This is a genomic window from Streptomyces sp. OR43, assembly GCF_008042275.1.
Classification (GTDB): Bacteria; Actinomycetota; Actinomycetes; order Streptomycetales; family Streptomycetaceae; genus Streptomyces.
The window spans coordinates 4,059,125-4,085,882 of record NZ_RDBK01000043.1; the positions used below are offsets into that span (position 1 = coordinate 4,059,125).

Annotated in this window: 24 protein-coding genes; 8 read left to right on the plus strand and 16 right to left on the minus strand. The window is 69.9% G+C overall.

Features of this window, described 5'->3' with window-relative positions; all coding sequences use genetic code 11:
- Positions 1-28: 28 nt before the first annotated feature.
- From EAO72_RS37420 to EAO72_RS37430, 3 genes are all read right to left on the minus strand, one after another.
- Positions 29-2,341, minus strand: coding sequence for an ATP-binding protein (locus EAO72_RS37420; protein ID WP_261991751.1), 2,313 nt, complete (start codon positions 2,339-2,341; stop codon positions 29-31).
- 165 nt (positions 2,342-2,506) lie between these two features.
- Positions 2,507-2,848 carry a GNAT family N-acetyltransferase gene (locus tag EAO72_RS37425; RefSeq protein WP_148021444.1) on the minus strand — a complete coding sequence of 114 codons (342 nt, stop codon included), beginning with the start codon at positions 2,846-2,848 and terminating at the stop codon, positions 2,507-2,509.
- A gap of 10 nt (positions 2,849-2,858) precedes the next feature.
- On the minus strand, positions 2,859-3,839 hold the full coding sequence (locus tag EAO72_RS37430; protein ID WP_148021445.1) for a pirin family protein: 981 nt from the start codon (positions 3,837-3,839) through the stop codon (positions 2,859-2,861).
- 120 nt (positions 3,840-3,959) lie between these two features.
- Here EAO72_RS37430 and EAO72_RS37435 point away from each other — a divergent pair, with 120 nt between their 5' ends.
- Positions 3,960-4,466: a carboxymuconolactone decarboxylase family protein gene (locus EAO72_RS37435; protein WP_148021446.1), complete on the plus strand. Its 507-nt coding sequence runs from the start codon at positions 3,960-3,962 to the stop codon at positions 4,464-4,466.
- A 333-nt stretch (positions 4,467-4,799) separates the two neighbouring features.
- On the plus strand, positions 4,800-7,019 hold the full coding sequence (locus EAO72_RS37440) for a helix-turn-helix domain-containing protein (RefSeq protein ID WP_261991840.1): 2,220 nt from the start codon (positions 4,800-4,802) through the stop codon (positions 7,017-7,019).
- 147 nt (positions 7,020-7,166) lie between these two features.
- Here the strand turns inward: EAO72_RS37440 and EAO72_RS37445 are convergent, their stop codons facing one another.
- The 8 genes from EAO72_RS37445 to EAO72_RS37480 all read right to left on the minus strand — a co-directional run bounded on the left by EAO72_RS37445 (position 7,167) and on the right by EAO72_RS37480 (position 15,613).
- Complete coding sequence (locus EAO72_RS37445) at positions 7,167-8,156, minus strand: alpha/beta hydrolase (RefSeq protein WP_148021448.1); 990 nt, start codon at positions 8,154-8,156, stop codon at positions 7,167-7,169.
- Between the two features lie 161 nt (positions 8,157-8,317).
- Positions 8,318-9,367 (minus strand): AraC-like ligand-binding domain-containing protein, encoded by a 1,050-nt coding sequence (locus EAO72_RS37450; protein ID WP_148021449.1) that lies wholly within the window; start codon positions 9,365-9,367, stop codon positions 8,318-8,320.
- A gap of 374 nt (positions 9,368-9,741) precedes the next feature.
- A complete protein-coding gene (locus EAO72_RS37455) occupies positions 9,742-10,701 on the minus strand; it encodes an SMP-30/gluconolactonase/LRE family protein (protein ID WP_261991753.1) in 960 nt (319 codons plus the stop codon).
- A 452-nt stretch (positions 10,702-11,153) separates the two neighbouring features.
- Positions 11,154-11,873, minus strand: a complete 720-nt coding sequence (locus EAO72_RS37460; RefSeq protein WP_148021451.1) for an alpha/beta fold hydrolase — start codon at positions 11,871-11,873, stop codon at positions 11,154-11,156.
- A gap of 17 nt (positions 11,874-11,890) precedes the next feature.
- Positions 11,891-12,133 carry a hypothetical protein gene (locus EAO72_RS37465; protein WP_148021452.1) on the minus strand — a complete coding sequence of 81 codons (243 nt, stop codon included), beginning with the start codon at positions 12,131-12,133 and terminating at the stop codon, positions 11,891-11,893.
- 236 nt (positions 12,134-12,369) lie between these two features.
- Complete coding sequence (locus EAO72_RS37470; protein WP_261991754.1) at positions 12,370-12,966, minus strand: helix-turn-helix transcriptional regulator; 597 nt, start codon at positions 12,964-12,966, stop codon at positions 12,370-12,372.
- Positions 12,967-13,265: 299 nt separating this feature from the next.
- A complete protein-coding gene (locus EAO72_RS37475) occupies positions 13,266-14,129 on the minus strand; it encodes an alpha/beta fold hydrolase (protein ID WP_148021454.1) in 864 nt (287 codons plus the stop codon).
- 227 nt (positions 14,130-14,356) lie between these two features.
- Positions 14,357-15,613: a PucR family transcriptional regulator gene (locus EAO72_RS37480; RefSeq protein ID WP_148021455.1), complete on the minus strand. Its 1,257-nt coding sequence runs from the start codon at positions 15,611-15,613 to the stop codon at positions 14,357-14,359.
- 535 nt (positions 15,614-16,148) lie between these two features.
- On the opposite strand from EAO72_RS37480, the gene EAO72_RS37485 reads away from it, so the two are divergent.
- The 4 genes from EAO72_RS37485 to EAO72_RS37500 all read left to right on the plus strand — a co-directional run bounded on the left by EAO72_RS37485 (position 16,149) and on the right by EAO72_RS37500 (position 18,808).
- Positions 16,149-16,541, plus strand: coding sequence for an SsgA family sporulation/cell division regulator (locus tag EAO72_RS37485; protein ID WP_261991755.1), 393 nt, complete (start codon positions 16,149-16,151; stop codon positions 16,539-16,541).
- A 133-nt stretch (positions 16,542-16,674) separates the two neighbouring features.
- Complete coding sequence (locus EAO72_RS37490) at positions 16,675-17,772, plus strand: LLM class flavin-dependent oxidoreductase (protein ID WP_148021457.1); 1,098 nt, start codon at positions 16,675-16,677, stop codon at positions 17,770-17,772.
- Complete coding sequence (locus EAO72_RS37495) at positions 17,769-18,449, plus strand: CE1759 family FMN reductase (RefSeq protein ID WP_148021458.1); 681 nt, start codon at positions 17,769-17,771, stop codon at positions 18,447-18,449. Before EAO72_RS37490 ends, EAO72_RS37495 begins: the two co-directional genes overlap by 4 nt.
- Positions 18,446-18,808 (plus strand): WhiB family transcriptional regulator, encoded by a 363-nt coding sequence (locus tag EAO72_RS37500; RefSeq protein ID WP_148021459.1) that lies wholly within the window; start codon positions 18,446-18,448, stop codon positions 18,806-18,808. The genes EAO72_RS37495 and EAO72_RS37500 overlap by 4 nt, the downstream gene beginning before the upstream one ends.
- 787 nt (positions 18,809-19,595) lie before the next feature.
- On the opposite strand, the gene EAO72_RS37505 is transcribed toward EAO72_RS37500, so the two are convergent.
- Genes EAO72_RS37505 through EAO72_RS37525 form a run of 5 tightly spaced genes read right to left on the minus strand, consistent with a single transcriptional unit; the run spans position 19,596 to position 24,541 of the window.
- Positions 19,596-20,303 (minus strand): GH32 C-terminal domain-containing protein, encoded by a 708-nt coding sequence (locus tag EAO72_RS37505; protein WP_148021460.1) that lies wholly within the window; start codon positions 20,301-20,303, stop codon positions 19,596-19,598.
- A 5-nt stretch (positions 20,304-20,308) separates the two neighbouring features.
- Positions 20,309-21,607 (minus strand): phosphopyruvate hydratase, encoded by a 1,299-nt coding sequence (gene eno / locus EAO72_RS37510; protein ID WP_148021461.1) that lies wholly within the window; start codon positions 21,605-21,607, stop codon positions 20,309-20,311.
- A complete protein-coding gene (locus EAO72_RS37515) occupies positions 21,604-22,602 on the minus strand; it encodes a phosphotransferase family protein (protein ID WP_148021462.1) in 999 nt (332 codons plus the stop codon). Before EAO72_RS37515 ends, eno begins: the two co-directional genes overlap by 4 nt.
- Positions 22,599-23,600 carry a C-terminal binding protein gene (locus EAO72_RS37520; protein ID WP_148021463.1) on the minus strand — a complete coding sequence of 334 codons (1,002 nt, stop codon included), beginning with the start codon at positions 23,598-23,600 and terminating at the stop codon, positions 22,599-22,601. Before EAO72_RS37520 ends, EAO72_RS37515 begins: the two co-directional genes overlap by 4 nt.
- Complete coding sequence (locus EAO72_RS37525; RefSeq protein WP_148021464.1) at positions 23,597-24,541, minus strand: fumarylacetoacetate hydrolase family protein; 945 nt, start codon at positions 24,539-24,541, stop codon at positions 23,597-23,599. The genes EAO72_RS37520 and EAO72_RS37525 overlap by 4 nt, the downstream gene beginning before the upstream one ends.
- A gap of 185 nt (positions 24,542-24,726) precedes the next feature.
- Between EAO72_RS37525 and EAO72_RS37530 the strand changes: the two genes are divergently transcribed.
- Entirely contained in the window at positions 24,727-25,656 is a 930-nt protein-coding gene (locus tag EAO72_RS37530) for a LysR family transcriptional regulator (RefSeq protein ID WP_148021465.1), read from the plus strand.
- Positions 25,657-25,781: 125 nt separating this feature from the next.
- Complete coding sequence (locus EAO72_RS37535; RefSeq protein ID WP_148021466.1) at positions 25,782-26,756, plus strand: fumarylacetoacetate hydrolase family protein; 975 nt, start codon at positions 25,782-25,784, stop codon at positions 26,754-26,756.
- Positions 26,757-26,758: the final 2 nt, after the last annotated feature.

The following is a 26,758-nucleotide window of genomic DNA, read 5'->3' on the forward strand; positions in this document are numbered from 1 at the left end:
TGCTTCCGGCAGCAGGCATGGGCTTGGCCTACTCGGTGCCGGTCGTACGGCAGCCCGCCTGGCCTTGCTCCGCGGACGGTTCCCGGTGGGTGCCGAGCTCAGCGAGGCGATCGCGGGCGCCGGCGAGGCTGCTGGGGTCGGCTGCCTTGCCGAGGGACACAGCGCGGGTGAAGGCGGTGCGGGCCTCGTCGCGGCGGCCGGCGGCCCGCAGGGCGTCACCGAGCCGGACCAGGGTGCGGCTCTCCAGACCGTGGTTACCGCTGTCCCGCCAGAGGTCCGCGGCGGCGCGCAGGTGCTCGGCGGCCTCGGACCAGTCCTCAAGGGCCGTGTGGGCGAGGCCGATGTTCATCTCCAGCGTCGTACGGGTGAACGCGGCGATATGCGGTTCGATGCGGTCACCGGCCTGATCGAGGAAGGCCAGGGTGCGCACGATCTCCGTGATGGATTCCTCGTGCCGGCCCCCCAGGGAGAGGTTCTGGGCGGTGCTGCTCCTGGCCTGGAGGGTGCCGTGGAGGTCACCGACGGCTTCGAAGAGCCTGGCTGTCTCGCGGTTGTGCCGCGCCGCCGCGGCGTGGTCGCCGAGCAGACCGAGGGCCCAGGCACTGTAGTAGTGGGACCAGCCCTGCTGCGTGAGATCTTCGGCGCGCTGGGCGGCGGCGAGGGCCTGGGCGGAGCGCTCGACGCTGTCGCGGTGGCGGCCCTCGCAGATCAGCAGGGCCCAGGCGTGGTAGTTGAGTTGGGTGGCTTCGACGAGCGGGTCCCCGAGCGCCTGGGCGCTTCGGACGGCGGTTCGGAAGACCTCGGGCCAGTGCCCCCAGAAGATCCACTGGTCGGAGAACCAGTGCAGGGCCTCGGCGACCTCCACGACGGTGGCGTGGTCCCCTGCCGCAGCGGCCGAGTGAAGGGCAGCGAGCCAGTTGTTGCCCTCGGCCTGGAGCCACCTGCGGGCGTGTTCGGCGGTGGACAGGTCGACGGTGCCCTGCCAGGAGGGGGGCGGGGCGCCGTGGTCGGGTTCGTACCAGCGCCCGGCCACGACCGCGGTGTCGAGCAGCCAGCGGTGCAGTGCCGACCGGGCCGCCTCGGCGTTCCCGTCGGGCTCCTCGGCCCGCAGCCGGCTGCGGGCGTACAGGCGCAGCAGGTCGTGGAAGCGGTAGCGGTCCTGGTCGGTTCCCAGCAGTCCGGTCTCGACCAGTTCCTCGAGGGTGTCCTCGGTGTCGAACAGTGACTGCCCGGTCAGCTGGGCGGCACCGGCGGCGCCGACATCGGGGCCGTCGACCAGGGCCAGCAGCCGGAACAGGCGGGCTGCCTTGGGGGTGAGCTGGCGGTAGGACAGCTCGAAGGCCGCCGAGAGATGCAGGTCACCGGCGGTCAGGGTGTCCAGGCGGCGCTCTTCGAGCGCGAGACGGTCGGCGAGGCGGCGTACGGTCCAGCCGGTGCGGGTGGCGAGCCAGTTTCCCGCCACACGCAGGGCCAGCGGCAGATGCGCACACCGCTGGGCGACCTCGGCGAGCGCGGTCGGGTCGGCATCCGCGCGCTCCTGGCCGACCAACGTGGTCAGGAAGGTGGCGGCTTCCGCGGGGGAGAGCTCGCCGAGGGGCAGGCGATGGACGCTTTCCAGGCCGGTGAGCATCCTTCGACTGGTGATCATCACCATTCCCGTGCCGGCGCTCGGCAGGAGCGGGCGGACCTGCGCTTCGTCGCGGGCGTTGTCCAGTACGAGCAGGCAGCAGCGTTCGGCCAGCGCCTGCCGGTACAGCTCAGGGTGGCCCTGCGGGCCGGCCTTGGCCAGGTCCCGGTCCGCCACCCCCAGGGCCTTCAGGACACGGAGTATCAGCTCGGCCGGACCGGGCGGGGTGTCGTCCATGCCGCGCAGGTCGACCATGAGCTGCCCATCGGAAAAGCGGTCGGCCAGCGCTCGGGCGGCGTGCAGTGCCAGAGTGGTCTTGCCCGTCCCCGGCGGTCCGGGAAGCGCCACTACCACCGGCTGTCCGGAGGCTGCCTGGTCGGCCAGTGCCGTCAGCCGTGTCAGCTCCGCCTCCCGGCCGACGAAGTGGTGGATGCCGCGTGGGAAAGCGCGCACGCCGACCGTGCTGTGGCGGGGTTGACGGCCCGTCCGTGCGGCGGCCAGCAGACGCTCCCGCTCCGCCTCGCCCAGCCCCAGCCCGTCCGCCAGCGCGGCGACCGTTCCCCGCTGTGGAGTCGCACGCCGCCCCCGCTCGAGATCCCCGATCCCGCGGACACTCACCCCCGACGCCTCCGCCAGCGCCTCGATCGTCAGAGTCGCTTTCAACCGCGACTGCCGCAACAGCGCCCCGAACTCCACACCACCCGCGTCGGCCACCGACCCCACCTGTTCCCTCACGTCGTCCGGGTCCGAACCGCCGGCCCGAACAAAACGGGGCGTCCTGCGGCGAAGAAGACTCTACGGCGGCCGACCAGGAGCGCCGGGCCGCGGTTCCGCGAGCGCACGCGGCAGGAGGAGGGGGAGAGGGCGGCGGCGCGGCGGTCAGTGTCGCAGCTCGGCCTCCAGCCACTGCAGGACTTCGGGGGTCACCGGGTCGGTGATGTCGGCGAACTCCTCGTGCTTCCTGAGGAACTTCGCGACGTAAGGGCAGACCGGCACGATGCGCTTGCCGCAGGCGCGTACGTCGGTCAGGGCCTGCTGCACGAGTGTCGCGGCCAAGCCCTGTCCGGCGAAGGCGTCGTCGATCTCCGTGTGGTAGAAAACACGCTGGTCATCCCGGTCCCGGTAGGCGGTGAGGCCTGCCTTCGTGCTGTCGACCAGGATCTCGTAACGGTGCTTGGCGTGCACTCGCCGGACAGTGGGAGCGGCGGCGGGCTGGGTCATGGTGTGCCTTTCAGTGACGTGTCGGGTTGGTGCGCGGTGCGAGGGTGGCGTTCGGCAGGGCGGGCGCGGGCAGACGGTCGCCGTCGTACGCTTCGACGCTGCCGAACCGGTCGGACGCGTTCTGCCACGCCGTCCGGGCTTCCGCGATGTCTTCGTGGCTGCGTCCGATGAAGTTCCACCACATGACGATCTGTTCTTCGAACGGTGTCCCGCCGAGCAGGACCGTCCGGGCGGGGGCGTCCGTCTCGTTCGTCAGTGTCAGTGTGTCGTTTCCCGTGCGCAGGTATCCGAGTTCCGTCGGCCGGAGGGGTGTTCCGGAGAGTCGGACGTCTCCTCGGTCGACCAGCAGTCCGTACTCGAAGGCGGGGTCCACCGGGAGCGTCGTCGTGGAGCGTGGTGCGAGGAGGAGTTCGGCGCCGAGCAGGGGAGTGAACGTCCGCACCGGAGAGGTGTCGCCGGCCAGAGACCCGAGGAACACGCTGATTTCCGCCCCGCCCACCCGGACCGGGCTCGGCACGTAATGCCGGAAGTCACGGCCGGCGTGCTGGTGTTCTCCGGGCAGAGCCACCCATAGCTGCACGCCGTGCAGGACCGTGGTGCGGGTGGTGGAGACTTCCGTGTGGCTGATGCCGTGACCGCCGGTCATGAGGTTCAGCTCACCGGGTCGTACCAGCGCGTGGGTGCCCATGCTGTCGCGGTGTTCGATCTCTCCGCTGAACAGCCAGCTCACGGTTTGCAGGCCGGTGTGGGGATGAGGAGCGACGTCCATGCCGCCGGTGTCGGCGACGTCGTCGGGGCCGTAGTGGTCGATGAAACACCAGGCCCCGATCAGCGTGCGGGCACGCTGCGGCAGCGTCCGGCGGACCGTCATCGCTCTCGGGCCGCCCAACGGGACGTCCCGCGCGGTCAGCACGTCGACCTGCGAGGCGCTCTCGCCGTGCTCCGCGGCACCCCCGAGCAGGCCGGTGGGATCCGTGTCGACGTTGCTCATCGCACTCCCTCTCACGCGAAGGTAATTTCATATTCAACAATAATGCCTGATAGTAAGTCCATGTCCTGCCTCCGCTCGGCAGATTGAGCGAGGGCGCAAGCGGCCCCGAAGGAGCCCACGTTGAGTCACACCGCAGCAGTTCCCGCGAGCCGCCGGGTCTTCATCGACAAGCAGAGCCCCAAGGCCTACCGTGCCCTGGTCGCGGCGGCCGAAGCGGTCCGCGCGGTCGCCGACGAGGCGGGCCTGGACCGCCGCTTGGTGGAGCTGATCAACCTCCGCGTCTCCCAGCTCAACGGCTGCGCCTTCTGCCTCGACGTGCACACGAGGGCCGCGCTGCGCGCCGGCGAGTCCGCCCAGCGGCTGGGCGTGCTGGCTGCGTGGCGCGATACCGGACTCTTCACGGAGCGGGAGCGCGCGGCACTCGCCCTGGCGGAGTCGACCACCGATCCGGCGGACGCGACGGCGCAGGACAGCGCGTACGAATCGGCTCGCCAGGTCCTCGACGACGATGAGATCTCCGCGGTGATCTGGGTGGCGATCACCATCAACGCGTTCAACCGGGTCTCCGTCCTGAGCAAGCACCACGTCCGCAGGATCCCCCCGACAACCGGATCGCCGAGTGAATGATCACCACCTCGTTCGCGGGTGAACACCGTCCGGACGACGGTGGCCGGGACCTTTCGTCCGGATCCTGCCGCGCACAGAACATTAGGGCGGCCGGGGAAGGGGCCTTGCCCGTCGGTGCACCACATGTGGCCTGTCCGCGCCTGGGGGAGGTGGCCAGGATGCTCCGGCCCCGCATTCCGTGGACCTGCCGACGGGCCCACGGACTCCGTCCGCTCATCACGACGCTGGGACTTCGGTACCCCGGCCCTGAGCCCGTGACCTGGAGAAACACGCCGTATTATTCCGTCGGGGGAGAAAGAGGGGGCGGTCGTGTCCGAGAAGTCGTTCGCGGTGGTGCTACGTGGTCTGCGGCAGCGGAGCCGTTTGACGATSGAGGSGCTGGCSGAGGTCTCGGGCGTGAGCGTCCGGGCGATCGGCGACATGGAGCGGGGGCGCAGCCGGGTTCCGCAGCGACGCACGGTGGTGGCGCTGGCGGASGGGCTGGGGCTGGCGGACGCGGAGCTGGAGTCGCTGCTCGTCGCGGCGCGGGCGGCGCGTTCGACGCGCGCGATGGCGGGGACCGCCGTGCCACGGCTTGTGGGGGACTTCACGGGGCGTGATCGTGAGCTGGCGCGGCTGACAGAGGCCGCAGCACGCTCAGGCGCGGGCGTCGGGGTGTCGGTCTCGGTCGTCTCGGGTCCTCCGGGGTGCGGGAAGACGGCGCTGGCGCTCAAGGCGGCAGCGGACCTGGCAGGAGACTTCCCTGACGGGTGCTTCGTGGTCGACCTGCACGGGGTGGAGGGCCCGTTGGACCCGGGGGAGGCAATGCTGAAGCTGCTGAGAGCCCTCGGCGTGCCCGACCGACGGCTGGCGCAGGAGGATCCGCAAGGTCGTGCGGGACTGCTGAGGGTGCTGTTGGCTGAGCGCAGGTGCCTGGTGGTCCTGGACAACGCCCGCGACGAGGGACAGGTCCGGCCGTTGCTGCCCGGCGGAGGGCGGAGTCTGGTACTGGTCACCAGCCGGCGGCCCTTGACCGGGTTGGAGGACGTCGACCGGCTGGCGCTGTCGGAGATGGCGCAGCCGGAGGCGGTCGAGCTGCTGCGCCGGATCCTGGGCGAGGCGCGCGCCGACGCCGAAGCGGAGGCCGTGGCGCGGGTCGCGGAACTGTGCGGGCGTCTGCCGTTGGCCTTGCGAGTGGCGGGAAACTGGCTGTCGGTCCGGTCCGGGTGGAACGTTGACCATCTGGTCCGTCGCCTCACCGACGAGGAGCGCCGGCTGGGCGCCCTGGTCGCGGGTGATGTGCGGGTGGAGGCGGCGTTCGAACTCTCCTACCGGCAGCTGACCGGCCAGGCCGCCCGGATGCTGCGGCTACTGAGCCTGGTCCCGGGGCCGGACATGACCGCCGCCTACGGAGCGGCGCTGACCGCGACGGGCGTCTTCGAGGCCGAGGACGTGATGGAGGAGCTGATCGAGGCCGGCCTGGTGCAGGCCACCTACACAGGGCGCTACCAACTGCACGACCTTCTCAGACTCTTCGCCCGCGCCCATCTTTCTCGCGAGGAGGAACCCGCCGAGCGGGAGGCGGCCGAGGATCGGCTGCGGACCTGGCTGCTGGAGACGGCCGCGGTCGCCGGCCGCTGGTACAAGCCCGGGTACGGGGCGCCGCCGCCCTCCTGGCAAGGACTGGTTTCGCTGGAGAGTGCCGAACAGGCCCGGGACTGGCTCCAGAGTGAGGCCCCCGCCTGGCTTGCCGCGCTGCGCGGCGCCGCCCAAAGGAATGAGCACGCCCTGGTCGTGGAGACCGCCGACGCCATGGGATGGTTCTGCGGCGTATGGGTCTGGGCCCATTGGACCGAGGTCTTCCGTCTGTCCAGCGAAGCCGCCGCCGCACTCGACGCCCCGTACCTGCGGGCTGTCCACCTCAACTACTGCGCCTGGGCCCTGAGCATCTGCGAGCACAGGGACCGGGAAGCCATCGAACGGGCCGACGAAGCGCTGGAATTCGCCCGCCGCGCCCAGGACGCCACCCAGCAGGCGTGGGCGCTGATGTACGCGGTGACTCCGCACCGGCGGTTCGGCGAGCTCCAGGAGGGATTCGATAAGGTGCGCGCCGCCGCCGACCTGTTCGAAGCCGCCGGTGATCACGATGGCTGGATCGGAGCCATAGGCGTCTACGGAGGCTGCCTGCGCGACCTCGACCGTGCCGAGGAAGCCCTGGTCCAGCACGAGCGCGTCATCACTTTCCTCGATGCGCCCGAATGCCCGGTGACCGGGCACGCCGCCGACACCTACCGTGCCATTGCGACCGGCGCCCTCGGTCACGACTACGCCGCTCTGGGGCGATGGCACGAGGCCGCCGAGTTCTATCGGGAAACGGTGGATCAGGCCCACCGCACCGGCCAGACCATCCTGGAGGGACTCACGCTCCTGGGTCTGGGTGAGGCGCTGAACGAACTGGGAGAAGCTGAGGAAGCCCGCTCCTGCTTCCGTCAGGTCCTCGCACTCAAGGGCGCGGCCGACAGCAGCCACCTGAGGACAGCACAGGAACTCCTGGACGCGCACCCCGCTGAGTGAGCGACACCGGGCCGGGCGCCGGCCCGTACGGGTCCGTATCTCCGTCCCGCAACCGCACCCCACGCCCCCGGCACCTGCGCTCGCCCGCTCGCGTACGGGGAAGACCTCCGCGCGCACCCGCGTCCACCTGGCCCGGAGCGGAGGCGATCAGCCGCGGTGCCGGTGCAGGGCGACGTGCACGGTGTCGAGGGCCTGGGTGAGAGCCGCACGGGCGGCGTCCGTGTTGCGCAGCGGATCCAGCAGCATGAAGCCGTGGATCGTCCCGTGGTACCGCATGGAGACCACCGCGACTCCGGCCGCCCGGAGCTTCGCCGCATAGGCCTCCCCCTCGTCGCGCAGCACGTCCGCCTCGCTGGTGACCACCAGCGCGGGAGGGAGCCCGGTGAGTTGCTCAAGGGTCGCCTTCAGCGGTGATGCGGTGGCCTCGTCGCGCTGCCGCGCATCGGGCAGGTACTGGTCCCAGAACCAGCGCATGGTCTCGCGGCCGAGGAAGTAGCCCCTGGCGAACCGCTGGTACGAGGGAGTGTCGAAGTCGGCGTCGGTGATGGGGCAGAGCAGCACCTGCTGCAGCAGTCGCACCCCGCCGCGCTCCTTGGCGAGGAGGGTCAGCGCCGCCACCAGGTTGCCGCCGGCCGAGTCGCCCACGGCGGCCATCCGGCTCCCGTCCAGACCGATCTCGCCGCCTCGTTCGCAGATCCATTTCGCGACCGCGTAGCACTGCTCGATGGCGACCGGATACCGCGCCTCGGGGGCGCGTTCGTATTCGACGAAGACCACAGCCGCGTCCGTACCGAGGGCGAACGCGCGCACCAGACGCTCATGGGTGCGGGCATCACCCAGGACCCAGCCCAGCCCGTGCAGGAACAGCACCACCGGGATTCTGCCGACGCTGTCGGCGGGCTTGACCACCTTCACCCGTACGTGACCGGTCGGCCCGCCCGGCAGTGCGAACCACTCCGTGGAGGTGTCCTGCTCCTGTGGCGGTCCGTCCTCGCCCTGCAGTCGGACCAGGTCCAGACGGACCTGGTCCAGGTCCGTGTCGCGCCCCGGCGGAGGGCAGGCGTGCCTGTCCACGAACGCTCGCGTGGGGTGGTCCAGGACCGGCTGCCGAAGGGGCGAGCGAGGGAGGTCGGTCACACGGTCTCCTGCCGAGAGGGCCAAGGGAAGAACTTGGAGGAAGGGGGTGGCCGGCACACCCCATCATGGTCGCCGGGCGGCGAAGCGATGGTGCGGCTGCCGGGCCGGGACAGACACCCGCCGGGGGCGCGGGGCAGCCGGCATGGCTCCGAGCGGGCACCCTACCCCCTGGCAGGCGCAAGGTCGGCCCCCGGCCGGCCGGCTAGCGCGGACGAGAGCGCGGGTCTGCCCGCGGGAGACGGTGCGATGCCGTCCTGGGGGGTGCGCAGGTCCCGCCACTCCCGGGGGGAGACGCCGTAGACGGCGCGGAAGACGCGGCTGAAGTGTGCGGGGTTGACGAAGCCCCACCGCTGGGCGACGGCGGAGACGGTCGGGGCTGTCCTGCCCCGGCGGGCCAGTTCGCGGCCGCACTCCTCCAGGCGCCGCTTCTGGATGAGCCGCCCGACCGTGGTCCCCTCGCCTTCGAACAGCCGGTGGAGGTACCGGGTGGAGATCCGGTGCGCCCGGGCGATGCTCTCCGGCGACAGGTCCGGGTCACCCAGGTGCCGGTTGATGTGGTCGCGAACGCGCAGGAGCAGATGGCTGCGCGCGGTGTCCTCGGCCTCCGTGCCGCTCGGGTGGGCCCGCTCGGTGATCAGGGTGGCGAACAGGTCGACGACATGGCCGGCCAACCGGTCCGCGACGGCGGGCGGGTAGGCGTCCGGCGAGGCGGCCAGGGATGCCAGGAACGGGAGCAGTACCGCGCCGAAGCCGTGGCGGGTGCCGATGGCGTGGCCGGTGACCTCCCGGAGGTCGCTGTCCGGCACGCCCAGCATGCGGCGGGGCAGTTGGAAGACGTGGGTGGCGAACCGCTGCGGATAGTCGAAGGAGTACGGCCGGCTCCTGTCGCACACCACGAGGTCTCCCTCACCCACCTCGGCCCGCCGGCCGTCCTGGATGAAGGTGGCCGTGCCCGATATCTGCACACCGACGGCCACCAGGGCCTCGGACGAGCGGGCGATCAGTGCCGGAGTGCGGCTGACGTGCTCCGCGTCGGCCTCCATGCTGGAGACCTGGAGGTACCCGAGCCGGTTGGTGGCGATCCGGGCGTCGAAGAGGCCGTCGCCGTGCGGGGTGACGGCCACCGGCACGAGCGTCCTGTTCACCGCATCGTTCCAGTAGGCGACCCTGTCCTGGTCCGGCACCGAGGTGGTCGTCAACACCGAGCTCAATTTGCTCCTCTTTCAGGGAAGTGACTCAAGGGCTGCAACGGACGGCTGGACCCTCCCGGAAGGCAGGGCCGGCGCCCGGCAGTACCGGGCGGCGCGTTGTACGGGCAGCGACTTCGCTGAGAGCGCGACCGGCCTGCTTCCCCGCGGTCCGGGGGGTTCCCGCCCGCGAACACAGCCAACCAGGGGAGCACTTCGGTCTCCAGGCAGAACCACAGGCAGAAATGGCGGGAGCGGACAGCCGCATCCGGTGCGGTGCGGTGCGGACCGGGTGCGGTGCAGAGGGCGCCATGAGGCGAGAAGAGGTCCTGCCCCGCCGGACAGGACATCCGGTCGCCCGGCGGAGGCGGCCCTGCGGTGGGCCGCCTCCGCTGCCCTTACCTGCCAGGGGTGATCCGGGCCGAGAGGATGTTGGGGTCGTGGTTCGTGGAGTAGGCGCCGCTGGCGATGGATGCCTTGGTGCCTCGTACGGCAAGGGACGTCGGGTTCTCCAGACCATCGGCAGCCGTCAGCACCACGGTGTGAGTGCCGTCGGGCCTGACCAGGACGACCTCGTTGTCCGCGTTGATCGCGGCCAGCAGGGTGTCGCCTGGTCCGGTGAACGCGAAGTCGTCGATGTTCACCAGGCCGGCGGCACGGGTCTCGACTCGGCCGGCAACGCCGTGGCGGGTCAGCGGGATGCGCAGCACAGTGCCCTTGTCCAGGTTGGACACCCAGGCGGCACCGTTGTGGATCTTGATGCCGTTGGCTCCCAGGAACCCGGCGGCTTCCAGCTCGGGTGCGGTGGCCCAAGGGCTGGGGGTGCCCCCGGCGGTGGGCACCCGCCAGACGGTGCCCAGGACCGAGTCGGCCACGTAGAGCCGGCCGCTGTTCCGGTCGAGGGCCAGGCCGTTGGGCAAGCTGTCGGCAGGGAGCGCGGCGATGCGCTCCGCCGTGCCGCCGGGGCGTAGGCGCCACACGCCGGTCAGGTCGCTGCTGCCGGTGGCGTACGAGAAGTACAGCGTTCCGTCATCGGTCCGGACGATGCCGCCCAGGAAGGGCGAGGCCAGGACGGGAGTGCCGGCGCCGGCCGATGGCGCCGGCAGCGTCGCGAGGACGTGCACTCGGCCGGTGGGGGTGATGCGGGCGACCTGGCGACTGAAGGCGAAGGTGACATCGGCGCTGCCGCCGGGTTCCAGGGCGATGTTCTCCGGCCGCTGCCCGTCGGTCATGTTCAGATGCGACACGAAGCGCACGTCGGACACGGGGGCGGTGGCGGCGGTCGCCGCCCCGGCGGTGGTCGCGGCGAGGACTGCCGCCGCGGCCGCGGCCAGAAGGGCGGTCCGCCTGACCTGCATGGTTGTTGCCATTGTCTCTTGCTTTCTCTCGGTTCTGCTTCTCTGCGGGATCGTGCGTGGGGCGAGGCAGCGCGCTCCGGCGTAGAAACGCCGGCGCGGTCCGAAGCCGGCTGTGGCACCGATGACTTGGTCGCCGGAGAGAGCCAGTGCCGCGGCTGGAGCGCCGGCGAGGACGACATCCCGCGGCGGTGGGGGAGCACCCCGGACGGACGGCCGGGAGAAGAAGACCGAGACGGATGACTCAGCCGGGTAGGGCCGCGCTGTACCTGCCTCGGTGACTCCTTCGGAGGGCTGCCGTCAGGACCCGCGCGCGGACTTCGTCGCGCGGGGCATCCCTGGCACGTGAGTGACTCTAGGAACTGACGGACGGCGCATTTGTCTCTCCGTGCCCTGACTATGGCCTGCTCGTGCCCATGTACCGGGGCGAGGCGGGAGAAGCGTCGCCGCAGGCGTCAACTCGTCGCGCGAACGGCGTCACGGATCAGGTCCGCCACCGCCGTCGGCCGGGAGACGGCGACCGCGTGGGAAACGCCTTCCAGTTCCACGGTCGTCGCACCGGTCCGCCGGGCTCCGAAGCGCTCGACCTCGGGGTTGATCGCCTGGTCCGCGCCGGCCACGAGGGCCCAGCAGGGCTTCGTCCGCCAGGCCGCCGCGGAGGCCGCCTCGGTGAACGTCGCTGCGGCCAAGGGGCGTTGCGATGCCGCCAGCACCCTGGCGACGGACGGGGAGACGTCGGCGGCGAAGACTGAGGGGAATGCCTCCGGGTCGATGGTGACCTCGGTGGCGGTCTTGCCCCCGTCGTCCGTGTAGGTCCACTGCTTCAGGCTGTCGACGAGCGGAGAAGCGGGAAAGCGGCCCTGCAACTCGCTGAGGCTTTCACCCTCTTCGAGCGCGTAGGCGGCGACGTAGACGAGTCCCACGACGTTGTCCGCCGTGCCCGCCACCGTGATCAGCGCACCGCCGTAGGAGTGGCCGACCAGGACGACCGGGCCGTCGATCTGCGAGATCAGCGAGGCAAGGTAGGCGGCGTCGCAGGTCAGGCCGCGCAGTGGGTTGGCCACCGCGAGGACCGCGATGCCGTCGCGCTGGAGTTCGTCGATGACGCCGAGCCAGCCCGCGGCGTCGGCGAAGGCGCCGTGGACGAGGACGACCGTAGGGGGAGCAGCAGACATGTGAGGACTCTTTCTTCTCACACCGTGTTCAGTGCGGTGTGCGGGGTGTTGGTGACCGGTGTGAACGCCGTTTCGCAGCGGGTGTGCCGGAGCGAGCCGGTTCCGGCCCTGCCCTCGTCGCCAGGACTTCGACTTCGCGGTGATGACCGGAGCCTGCGGAAGCCGGTGAACTGTTCGGCGGCGGCGGGCAGGCGAGCGGCGGTCCCGGGCGCGGTCGGCTGCACGGCGCGCGCCGGGGTGTGCGACAACACCCCTGTCACGACCTCCCGTACGGGAAACTCGCCGCCGGCGCGCACGTGGCCGGGGATTCCCCGCGTACGACCGCGCAAGAGGGTCCTCGATGGAGAGGATGGCGGGCGCGGGCAGGGGCAGGGGCCCTTCCACGACGGCGGGCCCACAAGCGTTCGCGGGCGTTGCCTGTCGAACCACCGGAACAGTGAGCCGCTTCTCGTCGATCAGCGGCTCGTCGGTCCGTCGGCGGCACCGGACTCGAATGTCAAAGGCCCCGTTCCCGGGCGGAAGCCGACACCTGCCATGCCCTGGGGGACTCGCCGTAGGCCTGGCGGAAGAGACGGCTGAAGTGGGAGGGGCTGGCGAAGCCCCAGCTCTGCGCGACCGCGGCTACGGAGCGCCTGCGGTTCGACACCCGACCGAGGTCGAAGCGGCAGGCGGCGAGCCTGCGCTGCCGTACATGCGTACCCACCGTCGTACCGTCGCCCTGGAACAGTTTGTGCAGGTAGCGGACTGATATGTGGTGGGCGCGCGCGATCGACTCCGGCGACAGGTCCGGGTCCATCAGGTTCTCTTCGATGTACGACCTTATGCGGGCCAGCATCTCGCCGCCGTTCTCGGGGGAACCGGACCGGTAGGGCGCGAGGAGTTCGGCGACGAGCAGTGCGATGACGTCCACGGCGTTGAGGGCGAGCCGCCTGCCGTTCGTCGCTTTCCACAGCCCGTCCTCTCCGATCAGTGCGGCCAGGAACTGCGACACCAGCGCCGCGACGCCGCCTGCCGCGCTGACCCGTAGGCCCGCCAGGTGCCGTACCTCGGCCTGCGCGATCCCCAGACAGGAGCAGGAAATGCGGAAGAACACGAACTCGTCGCCGCGCAGGTGCCGGGAGTGCAGAGCGTCGAGGAAGACGAGGTCCCCGGCCGTCGGTGAGGGTTCGGCTTCGTTCTGCGAAGACGTCTCCGCCGGGGGGCGTTCGAGTCCCAGACAAGGACGCCCAGGGAAGCGTTCGGAAGTGCCCGGAATCCGCGTTTCGCAGTATCGCCGGTCCGTGCTGTTCTGCGTTTTTGGGCATGTGTGAAATGACCGACCTGGTCATTGTGAGCTCCAGTCGTGCCGTTGTTCGTCCAAGTGAGGTGAAACGCCCGCCGATTGCGCGGCAGTTATGCGATCGCGAGGGAAGAGATCTCGTCCGCTGCAGAAAGGAAGGTGTCGACCACCGCGTTGAAGGCAGGCGGGTTTTCGAGGAAGGGGAAGTGGGAGTTCGCCACGCCGGCCGGGAAGACATGGAGACGCGCGTCGGGGATGAGGCCCGCGATGAACCGCTGGGAGGCCGGACTCACATGGCTTCCCTCGCAGCCGATCACCAGGGTCGGCACGTCCACTCGGGGAAGGACGTCGCGCCAGTCCTGCGCGCAGTGGTCGTAGAGCAGGGGCACCCCGGCGAAGGACGGGGTCGACTTGATCTCTTCCATGACGAACGCGATGAGGTCGCCGTCGGGGTCGCCGGAGAACATGCCGCGTACGAAGTCGTCACGCACCCGTCCGCCGTCCGGGCCGGCCAGTGCGGCGCCGAGTTCCAGCAGGTCGGCCACGCCGAAGATGGCGCCTGAGTCCCGCTGCTCCTCGGGGGTCAGCCAGGGCACGGCCGCCACGGCCGCCGGCTGGTCCACAGCGACGAGCCGGCGGATCCGGCCGCTGCCGTACTGGTCGATGAAGCTCCACCACACCGAGGCGCCCATCGACCAGCCGAGCGCGTCGAAACGATCGAGCCCCAGATGATCGACGAGGTCGAGAACGTCGTGGGCCAGCCGGGCGATGCGGTAGCCGTGCCGCGGCTTCTCCGAGAGTCCGTGGCCCCTGAGGTCCAGTGTGATGACGCGGCGGGCCGGAGCGAGACCGTCCATCTGATGACGGAACATCTTCTGGGTCTGCCCCCAACCGTGCAGCATGACCAGGGGAACGCCCTCGCCCCCGGTGTCCCTGTAGGTCAGCCGAACACGGTCGTTCGTCATCAACTCGCCCATGGTCCCCGCCTCATTCTCATGCCAAGCCTTCACGGCGCGTCCTGCTCCGCTGTGTCGGCAACCAACGCGACGGCCGGCCGACGTCGTCGTCGGCTCGTGCCTGAACCCATTGTCATTCGATCTAGTCCGCCGCCACCACCGCGCTTCGTAGGGATCGGCCGACAAAAACCGCGTCACTTCGTAGCAGTGGACCGGACAGACGGGGCAGGGCGAGGCCGCCGGTCCGTTCAGCCGGCGGTGGCGTGCCCGTCCGGCTGCAGCAGTGCCCGGATGCGCAGGCCGAGGTGCAGGACCAGTCGGTCCGCGCCGCTGTCCAGGTCCAGGCCGGTGATCTCCTGGATCTGTCGCAGCCGGTAGTACAGCGAGGTGCGGTGGATGTGCAGCGCTTCCGCGGTCCTCGGAACCGAGCCGGCGTGCTCCAGGAAGACCTGCAGGGTCTCCTCCAGCCGATGTCCCTGTCCTCCTGCGGCCGCGAGCAGGTCCCGCAGCGGCTTCGGCAGCAGGGATGCGTTCAGGGCGTGATCCGGAAGCTGGAGGAGGACCGCGAACTCCCCCAGTTCCTCCCACTCGCCGACGCGCTCGAAGTGGGGCATCCGTCGGGCCGCGCGCGCTGCCACGCGTGCCTCCTCGTAGGAGACCCACGCTTCGGCCACGCCGGTCCGACCCCCTCCGATGCCGAGCACGGGCGAGGCGGCGGCATCGAGGAAGGTGTCGAGGGCTTCGACGATCCGACGGGACTGCTCCTTCAGCTCCTTCGGATCCGGCGGCTGCTCGCTCAGCTGGAGCAGGACCGCGCTGTCAGCGGTGACCGCGACCGCGCCGTGTGCCCACCGCGTGCGGCAGAACCGCTCCAGCGCAGCACGCAGCGCGATCTCGACCTGCCCGGACGGCTCGTGGGAACGAGCCACCTGCACGACGCTGACGACGACGTGCGGGGCGTCCGGGAGCGCGCCGGTGTCCAGGATCTGCTGGTGGGCCGCACGGCGCGCGGTGGGGCTCGTGTCGAGAAGGGCCCAGGGCAGCTCCTGCGCGCCGCTCTCCTCGCCCTGTTCGGCAGCCCGTTCCGAGTACATCTGGGCTGCGATGCCCTGGGCCGACTTGGCGATGGCGGCTGTCTCGTCCGCTGTCAGGTCCCGGCCGGCGGAGACGACCATGAGCAGGCCGAGCAGGTGGCCGCGTTCTCGCAGCGGCACGCAGTAGCGCGGAAGCAGTCCCAGGTCGTCCCGGCCCTCGATGTACCCGGGCTTCGCCCACTGGGCAACCCCCTGGTCGAGTACGTACCGGATGATCTCGCTGTCCGCGAGGCCCTGGAGCAGGCTGCGGATGCGTACGGGGTCCGCGTCGTCGAAGTGCCTGCTGGAGCAGATGAACCTGACGAGCGGGTCATCGAGGACCACGGACCGCTGCAGCCTCTCGGCCAGCTCTTCCACGAGTTTCTGCAGGGCGTCGCTCCCCGCCCGAGCCCGTTGCAGCCGTTCCGTCATGGTGATCCTTCCGTGGATCTACTTTCTACAAGGCGTGAAACCGAGACTCCAAATTTTCGACAGTGTGAGGTGCGGCACCCCACCCGTCCCATGGTGTCCGGTTTGTGCTCGTCGGCAGTTGCCCATGGCCGACACGTGCGGCTGTGCCGAAGGGCCGGAGTTCCGGAGCGGCATGGCGGCCCGATCCGGGGCGAGAAGCCGGGCGGCGCGGCCCGGCGTGCGGAGACCCCGGCGCACCCCCGCACGGGTCGGGCGGTCGGCGTCCACGTCGGCAGCGGTCTGCCCGTACAGCGTCGCGAACCCCCTCCGGATCACTGCTGTCACGGCACTGCGGAGTTGCCGGAACGACTGCCGACGAGGCGGCGGAATTCACGGAGACGTGGGCCGGAGGGCAGTTCTTCCACGGGCAATACTCCGTGCGTTCCCCGTCAATCCGCAGCGGCAGACGGAATTTAGTGTCAGGCGTAGAAAACCGCTTCTGCAATCATCCTTTGGGGCAACCATGGTTCAGCGTCTCAGCACGGTCACATGCCCAGTGACGACGCACGTAAGCGACCTGAAGGGGCTGTCCGCTCCGCTGTCCGCGGACCTGCACTACGACATGGCGGACCCTTATGCCGTGCGCCTTTCCATCGGCGTGCCGATGGAAAGGCCCGTCGACTGGGTGTTCGCCCGCGAGCTGCTGGCCGAGGGGCTGCATCGGCCGACCGGGGACGGTGACGTGGTGGTCATGCCCTGGCGCCACCCGCACCCGGACTCCGTGCGCGTCGTCTTGAGGAACCGCTCCGGCACGGCGCTGGTCGAGATGGCGACTGCGGAGGTTGCCACGTTCCTTCTCCGGACCTTCGTGCTCGTTCCCGAGGGAGCGGAGGGCCGGCACCTGGACCTCAACCGCGCCATCAGTGAACTCACTGGAACAAGCGGCTGACGGAGACGACGGCCCACGTCGCACCTGGCGAGCACCCAGGACGTGCGCCGCGCCGCGACCGTCACCCCCGCCCGATCGTCCCCCCCAGCCCGTACGTACCCGAGAGGAATTCCGCGTGACCCGGAAGAGCGAAATGACCGCCACACAGTTCGGCGTCTTCACCATCGGTGATGTCACCCCCGACCCGACCACGGGCCGCCCACCGACCGAGCGTGAGCGCATCAAGGCCATGGTCGCGATCGCGCTGAAGGCCGAGGAGGTCGGGCTCGACGTCTTCGCGACCGGCGAGCACCACAACACACCCTTCGTCCCCTCGTCGCCGACCACGATGCTCGGCTACATCGCGGCGCGCACCGAGCGGCTGATCCTTTCCACCTCCACCACCCTCATCACCACGAACGACCCGGTGAAGATCGCCGAGGACTTCGCGATGCTCCAGCACCTGGCCGACGGCCGGGTGGACCTGATGATGGGGCGCGGCAACACCGGGCCGGTGTACCCGTGGTTCGGCAAGGACATCCGGGAGGGCATCAGCCTCGCCATCGAGAACTACGCCCTGCTCCACCGGCTGTGGCGCGAGGATGTCGTGAGCTGGGAGGGCAAGTTCCGCACACCGCTCCAGAGCTTCACGTCCACGCCCCGCCCGCTGGACGAGGTCGCGCCGTTCGTCTGGCACGGCTCGATCCGCTCCCCGGAGATCGCCGAGCAGGCCGCGTACTACGGCGACGGCTTCTTCCACAACAACATCTTCTGGCCGGCCGACCACACCAGGCGGATGGTCGAGCTCTACCGGAACCGATACGCCCACTACGGGCACGGCACGCCCGAGCAGGCGATCGTCGGCCTCGGCGGGCAGGTGTTCATGCGGAAGAACTCGCAGGAGGCGGTGCGCGAGTTCCGGCCGTACTTCGACAACGCACCGGTGTACGGGCACGGCCCGTCGCTGGAGGAGTTCACCGAGCAGACGCCGCTCACGGTGGGCTCACCGCAGCAAGTGATCGAAAAGACCCTGTCGTTTCGTGAGTACGCCGGTGACTACCAGCGTCAACTGTTCCTGATGGACCACGCGGGGCTGCCCTTGAAGACCGTCCTGGAGCAGCTGGACCTGCTCGGCGAGGAGGTCGTGCCGGTGCTGCGCAAGGAGTTCGCGAGGGACCGTCCGGCGAACGTGCCGGACGCGCCGACGCACGCGTCCCTGCGTGCCGCCGCCGAGGCAGGAGTCCGCGCATGAGGCTCGTCGTCGTCTCGGCGGGACTGAGCGTCCCGTCCTCCACCCGGCTGCTCGGCGACCGGCTGGCCGTCGGTGCCGCAGACCGGACCTCGGCGGACGTGACCGTGGTCGAACTGCGGGACCTGGCTGTGGAGATCGCGCACGACTTCACCAACGGGTTCCCTGGGCGGGCGCTGGGCGCCGCCTTCGACGCGGTGGCAGAGGCCGACGGAATGGTCGTCGTCACGCCGGTCTTCTCGGCCTCGTACAGCGGGCTGTTCAAGGCGTTCTTCGACGTGCTGAGCGTGCACGACGAGGGAGCCCTGGCCGGGAAGCCGGTGCTGATCGCCGCGACGGGTGGCACGGCCCGGCACTCTCTGGTCCTGGACCACGCGCTGCGCCCGCTCTTCGCCCACCTCAAGGCGGTCGTCGTCCCGACAGGGGTCTACGCAGCCTCGGAGGACTGGGGTGCCGAAGGGCTCGACGGTCGGATCCAACGGGCCGCGGGCGAACTGGCGGCGCTGATGACCGGTCCCTCGACGGCCGGACGGCCGGCTGGTGAGAGTCCCGCCGTGCTGCCCTTCGAGCAACGACTCGCCGCGCTGAAGCCGCCGACCGGGCAAGCGCGTTCCGCGTTTGTTCCTGCGACTGTCCCTCTCTCATCAGACCCGCGGGCACACGGAAGAAGCATCCGATGAAGACACCGCTCAAGCCACAGCGCACGCCACAGGGAAGGCCACAGGGCAAGCCGCAGACCAAGCCCCTCCTGCGGCTGTGGGCTTGGCAGGCCGACGCGGCGTGCCGTGGTGTGGACAGCTCGGTCTTCTACTCGCCGACCGGCGAGGGGGTCCAGGCGCGCCGTAGACGCGAGGAGGCGGCACGCGCCATCTGCCGGCGGTGTCCCGTGATTGATCCCTGTCGCCTCTTCGCTATGACAACCGACCAGAGGTTCGGCGTCTGGGGCGGACGAACGGAAGCCGAGCGCCGCTCGACGACCACTCCATCGTCGTCCGCGCGGCGCGCCGCCGCGCACGTGGACAGCTGGGCTGATTCATGACTGACCGGCCTTCGAGGCTCATGACAGCGCACGCCCAGAACTCAGGCACCCGTGCCGTTTTGAAGGACAGCGATCTGGAGATAGGGACTACGCCGACACGAGTACGGCTCCTGCGACCGCTCCGGCCACATGCGGGCCCCGCCGCATCACGAGCGAGGTCGCTTCGGCGACAACTCCGGGTGAAGGGTGCCGGCTGCTCAGTTTGGCCTGACGCAGGCCCTGAACAGCGGTTTCTGCTGGCCCGCTCCCCGCGACGTCTTTCCGATGACCTCATCACGTGAAGAGCGCGGTGCACGGAAGCCGTCGCTCCTGGTTCAAAGTCCCAGGGAATCCGTCACACCCCGCCGTGACTCGCATTTGTGCACGTCAAAAGGGGTGTGACGGTGCTTCTTCAGCAGGCTGTCAGATGTCCCGGAAGGGACCACGCAGTCCCATGATCTGCGGTGATACGCGGTCGTAGGCCGTTGACCTGCGTGAATCATCTTTCAGATGTTTCCTGCGCGTGCACGTTGATGCGGCCGAAAGTCCCAGAGAAGTCCCAGGGTTTCCTTCAGTCCACGATCGTTCTCTGGGCTACATGCGGCCCCGGCCCTTTGTGGGAGCACGGTGGAGCGGACGGCCCGACGCATGAGGTCGGCGGCGTAGGAGCCCCCTCCTTACAGGGGGCTGCGGCTCTGCGAGGCCGTAGGGAATCGCCTGTTCGGTCCACAGCCACGAGGCTGCGGACCGAACAGGTTGTGGGCACGGGAAACCGGTAGCTGCCTTGCTACCTGCATGCGTGGTCAGGTCAGTCGGTCATGTTGCCCATCTTCCAGACGGTCATGGACTTGATGACGCTGCCGTCGCCGAACAGGCGCAGGCCCTGGGAGTCCTGGCGGAAGGGGTAGGCACGGGTGGTGATGGACTTGTGTGAGTTGGCGCATGCCTCGATCATCGAGTGGTCGAGGAACACGTCGAGGGTCAGGTTGCCGTTGGTGAGCGCGAGCGGGCCCTTCTGGATCCCGAGGTCGGGTTCGGCGCTGGAGTTGTTCCCGGATCGTGTGCGGTCGACGCCCAGTTGTCCTGCGGGGGCGTCGTAGAAGAGGCGGGTGCGTTCCTCGTCTCCGGGGCTGCGCAGTACGTCGAGTCCGAAGGTGCCGGCGGTGCCTTGCTCCATGGTCAGCTTGATGTGGAGCATGTCGCCCTTGATGCCGGCCAGGCGTGTGTTGGCGTCGTTGACGGAGGTCGGTTCGCCGATGTCCAGGAGCGGCGCGCCGGTGTGGAGGCGGGAGACTTCCTCCACGGGGCTGAAGCCGAGGTCTCCGTCGGGGCGCATGGACAGTTCGATGGCGAGGCCGGCGTTGTGGGCCCACCCGGCGTCGTAGTGGGCGCGTTCGGTGCGCCGGTCCTGCGCGATGCTGAAGACGAGGGATCGTCCCTTGTCGTCGACCGTGCCGCTGGGGCCGGTGAAGTGGTCGCCGTAGTCCATCAGCTTGGGCTCGGTCAGGAGGGGCATGGGTGTCACGGCTGCTTGGCGAAGGCAAGCGCCTGCGCCCCGGCGTATTCCGCGCGGTCACCCAGTTCGGCCTCTATGCGCAGCAGGCGGTTCCACTTGGCGGTGCGCTCCGAGCGGGTGGTGGAGCCGACCTTGATCTGGCCGGTGCGCCAGCCGACGGCCAGGTCCGCGAGCCAGTTGTCCTCGGTCTCGCCGGATCGGGCGGACAGGACGGTCCCGTAACCGGCGGCGTGCGCGTGACGGACCACGGTGCGGGCGGCGTCCAGCGTGCCGGTCTGGTTCGGCTTGACCAGGACGGCGTTCGCGACCCCCTGGGTGATGCCGCGGCCGAGCCTGTCCAGGTCGGTGACGAAGAGGTCGTCCCCCAGCAGTTGCCGACCCGCGAGCCGCTTGCTCACCAGCGACCACCCGTCCCAGTCGTCCTCGGCCAGGGCGTCCTCAAGAGAGACGATCGGGTAATGGGCGCACCAGTCGGCCAGTTCCTCGACCAGTGCCGCTGAGGTCAGCTCCCGGTCCTCGGCGGCGAGCCGGTAGGAGCCGTCCTCCTGCTGGAACTGGGTGGCCGCGATATCGATGGCGATGCCGACATCGTCGCCGGGTCGCAGTCCGGCCCGCTCGATGCCCTGGACGAGTACGTCCAGGGCCGTACGGTTGCTGGGCAGGACGGGGCCCAGACCCCCTTCGTCGGCGACGAGAGCTACGGGCAGGCCCTGCTCGGCGAGGACGTCGGCGGTGCCTGCGCGGACACGGGAGGCCCATGCGATGGCCTGCTCGAAAGTGGTCGCGCCCAGGGGCACGGCGAGGAAGTCCTGCACGTCGATCGAGCGGCCCGCGTGGGCACCGCCGGAGATGATGTTGATCATCGGCAGGGGGAGCAAGGGGGTGGTGCCGGGTTCGGCGACCGCTTCGTACAGCGGGAGGCGCCGGGCGTCGGCGGCGGCGCGTGCCGTCGCGGCGGACACGGCCAGGATCGCGTTGGCGCCCAACCGTCCGAGGTCGGCGGTTCCGTCAAGTGTCCGCAGGGTGCTGTCGAGCTGCTGCTGGTCGGCGCCGTCCAGGCCGCGCACGGCGTCGGCTATCTCGCCGGTCACGTTCGCCACGGCCCGGCGGACGCCGTTGCCGTCGTAGCGGGCCTCGCCGTCGCGCAGTTCCCGTGCCTCGTGCCGACCGGTGGAGGCGCCCGAGGGCACCGTCGCCGTGCCACGTCCGCCGCCCGCCAGCCCGACTTCGCACCCGACGGTGGGCTTGCCCCGGGAGTCGAGGGCTTCCCAGGCGAAGAGGCGGGTGATGAGGGTGTCGTTCACTTCAGGTACTCCCAGGCGTCGGTGATGAGTGCGGGCGGGTGGTGCAGGAGGTCGCGGCCGAGCGTTCGGGCCCTGTCGCGTGCCTCGGCGTCGAGGTAGGGGGCGGGGCTCTTGCCGTCGACGCGTGCGAGGACGAGGCAGGCGGTCTGCCGGACGAGCTGTGCGGGGTCGAGGGCGACCACCCCCTCGGTTTCTGTGCGGAGGGCGCGCAGGAAGGTCCGGGCGGCCTCGGCGTACGACGCGGCGTAGCGGGGCTCGTTGATGGTCTTGAGCAGCAGATGGCCGGTGATCCAGGCGGGGTCGAAGGTCGGGTCACCGACGTGGGCGACCTCCCAGTCGATCACCCAAACGCCTCCCCCGGCGGGGTCGGCAAGCACGTTCTTGGGCGAGTAGTCCCCGTGCACCAGGCAAGTGCGCGCTTCCGCCATGACGGCGACGGTCTCCTCGATCGGCTCGGCGAGGTCCGGGTGCCGTTCGCGGATGGCGTCATGGAAGGGATCGACACGCAACTGCCTGAACACCGTCAGGTCCGTGAACTCGGCCGTCAGATGTGGCTCCTGCGCGGTCGTCCGTTGCCAAGTGCCAAGGACGTGGCCGAGTTGTTCGGCGACCGACAGGCTCACGGCGCCGACCATGAGGTCGTCCCGCCAGGTGTGCCAGCTGTGGGGGGCGCGCTCGATGACCAGGTACCCATCGCTGAGATCGTGCACCTGCGGCACCGCCGCGGGGGTGAGACGACCGGCCAGGCGCAGTGCGCGGCCCTCGGTGTCCAGACGCGCCGTGTCGGCAGTCCAGGGCTGGGCCACGCGCAGTTGACTCAGGGCACGTTTGACCACGACATCGAGGCCGGGTCCGGTGACGGCGAAGACGTCGTTGGAGACGCCGCCGGTCATCGGTCGGATGTCCGGGGCGGAGTCCGGGGAGGCGAGGCCGCGACGGACGAGGTGCTCGGTGAGCGCTTGAGCCTGTTCGGTGCCGGTGGGGTGGGCGGTCATGAACGGTCCTCCAGGGCCGGACGCAGTGCGGGGCTGGTCAGGACCGTGGGATTCACGACAGTCGCAGGGGAGCGCCCGAGCAGCACGTCGGCGGCGTTGGCGGCCGCCTTCCTCGCGAGCTCGGCCAGGGAGCCGTCGGAGGAGAAGGCGACGTGCGGGGTGATCACCACGTCGTCGCGGTGACGAAGCGGGTGATCCGCGGGCAGCGGTTCGGGATCGGTGACGTCGAGGCCGGCGCCGGCGATGTCTCCGCGTTCCAGGGCGGCGACCAGTGCCTCGGTATCGACCAGCGGTCCCCGCGCGGTATTCAGCAGGACGGCCGTCGGCTTCATCGTAGCGAGTTCGGCGGCGCCGATCAGACCCCGGGTGTCGGAAGTGAGAGGACAGTGCAGGGAGACTGCGTCCGCCTCAGCCAGCAACTCCTCCAGGGACGAGACGGTACGAACGCCTTCCGGGGTCTCACCCGGCCGCCGCTGCAGGGCGATCACGTCCATGCCGAGTGCCTGTGCGCGGGGGACCAGGGCCCGCCCTATGGTGCCCAGGCCGACCAGGCCAAGGACCTTGCCCCGCAACCGAACGGGAGTCGGCACGGCGGTCCCGTCCCAACCGCCGGCGCTGATCTGCCGAGCCAGAGGCAGGAGCCGCCTGGAGAGGGCCAGAAGCATCAGCAAGGCGTGGTCCGCGACTTCTTCGGAGCAGTAGTCTGGGACGTTGCTGACGATCACGCCGAGCCGGGTCGCGTGGTCGACGTCGATGTTGTCCACGCCCACGCCGTAGCGGGCCACCGTGCGGCAGCGCGGCGCCGCGTCCAGTACCTCTTGGGACACTTTGGCGAAGCAGGTGAGGATCGCGTCGGCGTTCTCGGCCAGGCGGACGAGTTCTGCGGTGTCACCGGTCTTGGCGACGACGAGTTCGGCGTCAACCCGGGCGAGCACCGAGGTCTCGACGTCCAGGGTCGGCCAGGCGTGGTCGGTGACGAGTACCTTGAACGTGCTCATGGCTGGCTCCAAGGCTGGATGACATGGGGTTCAGCGCCGGCGATGACGCGGTTCTGAGTGCCGCCGAGCAGGTCGACGCTGGTGGTGACGGTGTCACCGGGCTGGAGCGGCCGGTGGAAGTCGTAGCCGTGCCGGCCCCACATCTCGGCCAGGCATCCGCCCTGGCAGGTGCCGGATCCCAGCAGGTCGCCCGGGCGGATCCACGTTCCTCGCGAGGCGTAGGCGGCGAGGGCTTCGAAGCTCCAGGCCATGTTGTCCAGCCGGTCGCTGCCGAGGAGTTCGCCGTTGACGCGTACCTCCATGGTCAGGTCGAACGACGCTCCCGATCGGCGTTCTGCCAGTTCATCGGCGGTGACGAAGAATGCACCGAGCGCCGTGGCGGTGTCCTTGCCCTTGGCGGGGCCGAGCCGCATCCGCATCTCGTGGAACTGCACGTCCCGCGCCGAGAAGTCGTTCATCACCACGAAACCCGCGATGTGCGACGTGGCGTCCTCGACGCTCAGGTCCCGGCCGGGCGCCCCGACGACGGCCGCGACCTCCAGCTCGTAGTCGAAGCGCTTCGCGCCGGGCGGTACAGGTACGTCGTCGTTCGGACCGATCGTTGCGTAGGGATTGGAGAAGTAGAACGTCGGTATCTCCCAGAATTCCGGTGGGATGCCCCCTGCCGGATCCAGGGTCTTCACGATGCCCGCGGTGTGCTCGGGGAAGGTGGAGAAGTCCCGCACGGTGGGTGGGTCCAGTGGGGCCATCAGTTCGGCCGTGGCCAGCGGGGTGACCGAGCGCCGGGTCCGCAGGGCGGTGGTCGCCGCGTCCGCGAGACGGCCTTCCTCGGCAAGCAGGTCAGGCAGCCCCCCGGGCCCAGGTAGATCGACCAGATGGTCTTCTGTGTCCAGGACGGCGAGCCGTGGGCCCTGCTGCGTCCAGTGGCGGGCAAACCTCATCACGTCTCCTTGTGCGGCTCTGTGCGCCGATGCTAGGGAGGCGGAGACCCGGGCGGAAATACACAGTGTGATTGGCTGCCATAAGCGCTGCGCATACATCCGTGCCAGGGACGGCACGGCCTTGCGCGGTAGTAGACGTGAGCCGTGGCGGCCGTGCCGCCGTATCGAAGAGCAGGTGATGAGCGATGAAGCTCGGCCAAGTGGACCTCAACCTCCTCGTCGTCCTCGACGCACTGCTGCGCGAGCAGAACGTGACCCGGGCGTCGGAGAGTCTGCACATGACCCAGCCGGCCACCAGCACCGCTCTCGCCAGACTCCGAAAAGTTCTGGGCGACCCGCTCTTGGTCAAGCACGGTCGCCACATGCAGCTGACCCCACGGGCCGAAGCGCTCATCGAGCCCGTGCGCGGGGTGCTGGCGACGATCGAGCAGACGATCGTACGGCCGCCCGGATTCGACCCCGCCCGCGACAGCCGGGTGTTCGCCCTGACAGCCAGTGACTACATCGGCGTCGTACTGATCCGCCCCCTGCTGGTCGGCATGGCCAGCCTCGCGCCTCACCTCAGGCTCGACCTGGGGCCGATCAGCGGGCGGTTCCTCGCGGCACTCCAGCGGGACGAGATGGACCTTGTGGTGCTGCCCGACCGGATCGTCGCGGAGACCGACCTGCGGGACTGCTCCCGGATGCCCGTGATCGAGGACCGGTTCGTCGGGGCCGTCTGGAAGGAGCATCCCGCGGCCGGGAAACGGCTCACCGCAGACGTCATCGCGGCCCACCCCTACCTGGCCTACCAGCCGGTCGGCGGACGAAGTCTGGTGGAGGACGACCTGGACGCGGCCGCTGTGCTGCGGCGGACCGAGGCCACCGCCAGCACGTTCACGACCATGCCGTTCATGCTCGCCGAGACCGATCTCATCACCATCATTCCGGAACGTCTCGGGCGCAGAGTCGCGCAGGCGGCGGACATCGTCCTGCTGGACACCGACATCGAACTCCAGCCGCTGCGCCAGTCCGCCTACTGGCACTCCCGGCGCGACGCCGACCCGGGGCACCGCTGGTTGCGCGAGAAACTGCTCGCCGTCGCCCAGTGCGACGGCGACGGCCGAACCCCGTGACGGGCGCCCCGCCCATGCCGGCCGTACCGCCCACGGGCAGGCGGGTATAGCTCGTATTCACAGCGTTTATTTCCGCCCGGCGTGCACTGTCACTAGCGTCACCGGCGGAACCAAAGGAGGACGCAGTGAAGCGCTGGGTGGAAGGTCATGCCCTTGGCACCTTCTCGGACGGACAGGACCCGTATGCCGGTCTTGTCGTCGGAGACCGGGTGCTACGTCTTGACCAGTTCGGGCTGGTCGAATCGCCGGTGACGGTCAGAGCGCTTCTGGAGCACTGGGACGCCGTGCAGCCCAGACTCACCGAGATCGCCGCGACCGCGGACGAGGTGAACACGCGACCCCTGACACAGGTACGCGTCCACGCACCGGTCGACGCGCGTCAGATCATCCAGGCGGGCGCCAACTACCGCTCCCACGTCGCCGAGATCATCGTCTCCGGCCGTGCCGACGACGACCCGCGCTCCGAGGACGAACTGCGCCGCGCGGCCGAGGAGATGATGGACGAGCGGGCCCGCACCGGGAGTCCCTTCTTCTTCACCGGTCTGGCATCCGCCGTGTGCGGCCCGGACGACGATGTGGTCCTTCCGGCCGAGGCGCACCAGGTCGACTGGGAAGTGGAACTGACCGTCGTCATCGGCAGGACCGCCCGGCGTGTGCCGCCGGAGCAGGCCATGGACTACGTCGCCGGGTACACCGTCTGCAACGACATCAGCGCCCGTGACCTGCAGTTCCCGGCCGAGCACCGTGCCCTGGGCGGCGACTGGCTCCGGTCCAAGAACCGTCCGACCTTCCTGCCGTGCGGACCGTTCATCGTCCCGGCCGGCCTTGTCCCCGACCACCGTGAGCTGGAGTTGACGCTCGACCTCAACGGCGAGCGCAAGCAGCGGGACTTCGCCGCCAACCTGCTCTTCGACGTGCCCACGTTGATCGCCGAGGCTTCGGCAGCCACCACCCTCCACCCCGGCGACCTGATCCTCACCGGCAGCCCTGCGGGCAACGGGGGCCGCTGGAAGCGCTGGCTGCGCCCTGGCGACGTGCTGGAAGCCGCTATCACCGGCCTCGGCGGTCAGCGGAACACCTGTGTGGCGGAAAAGGTGTGACC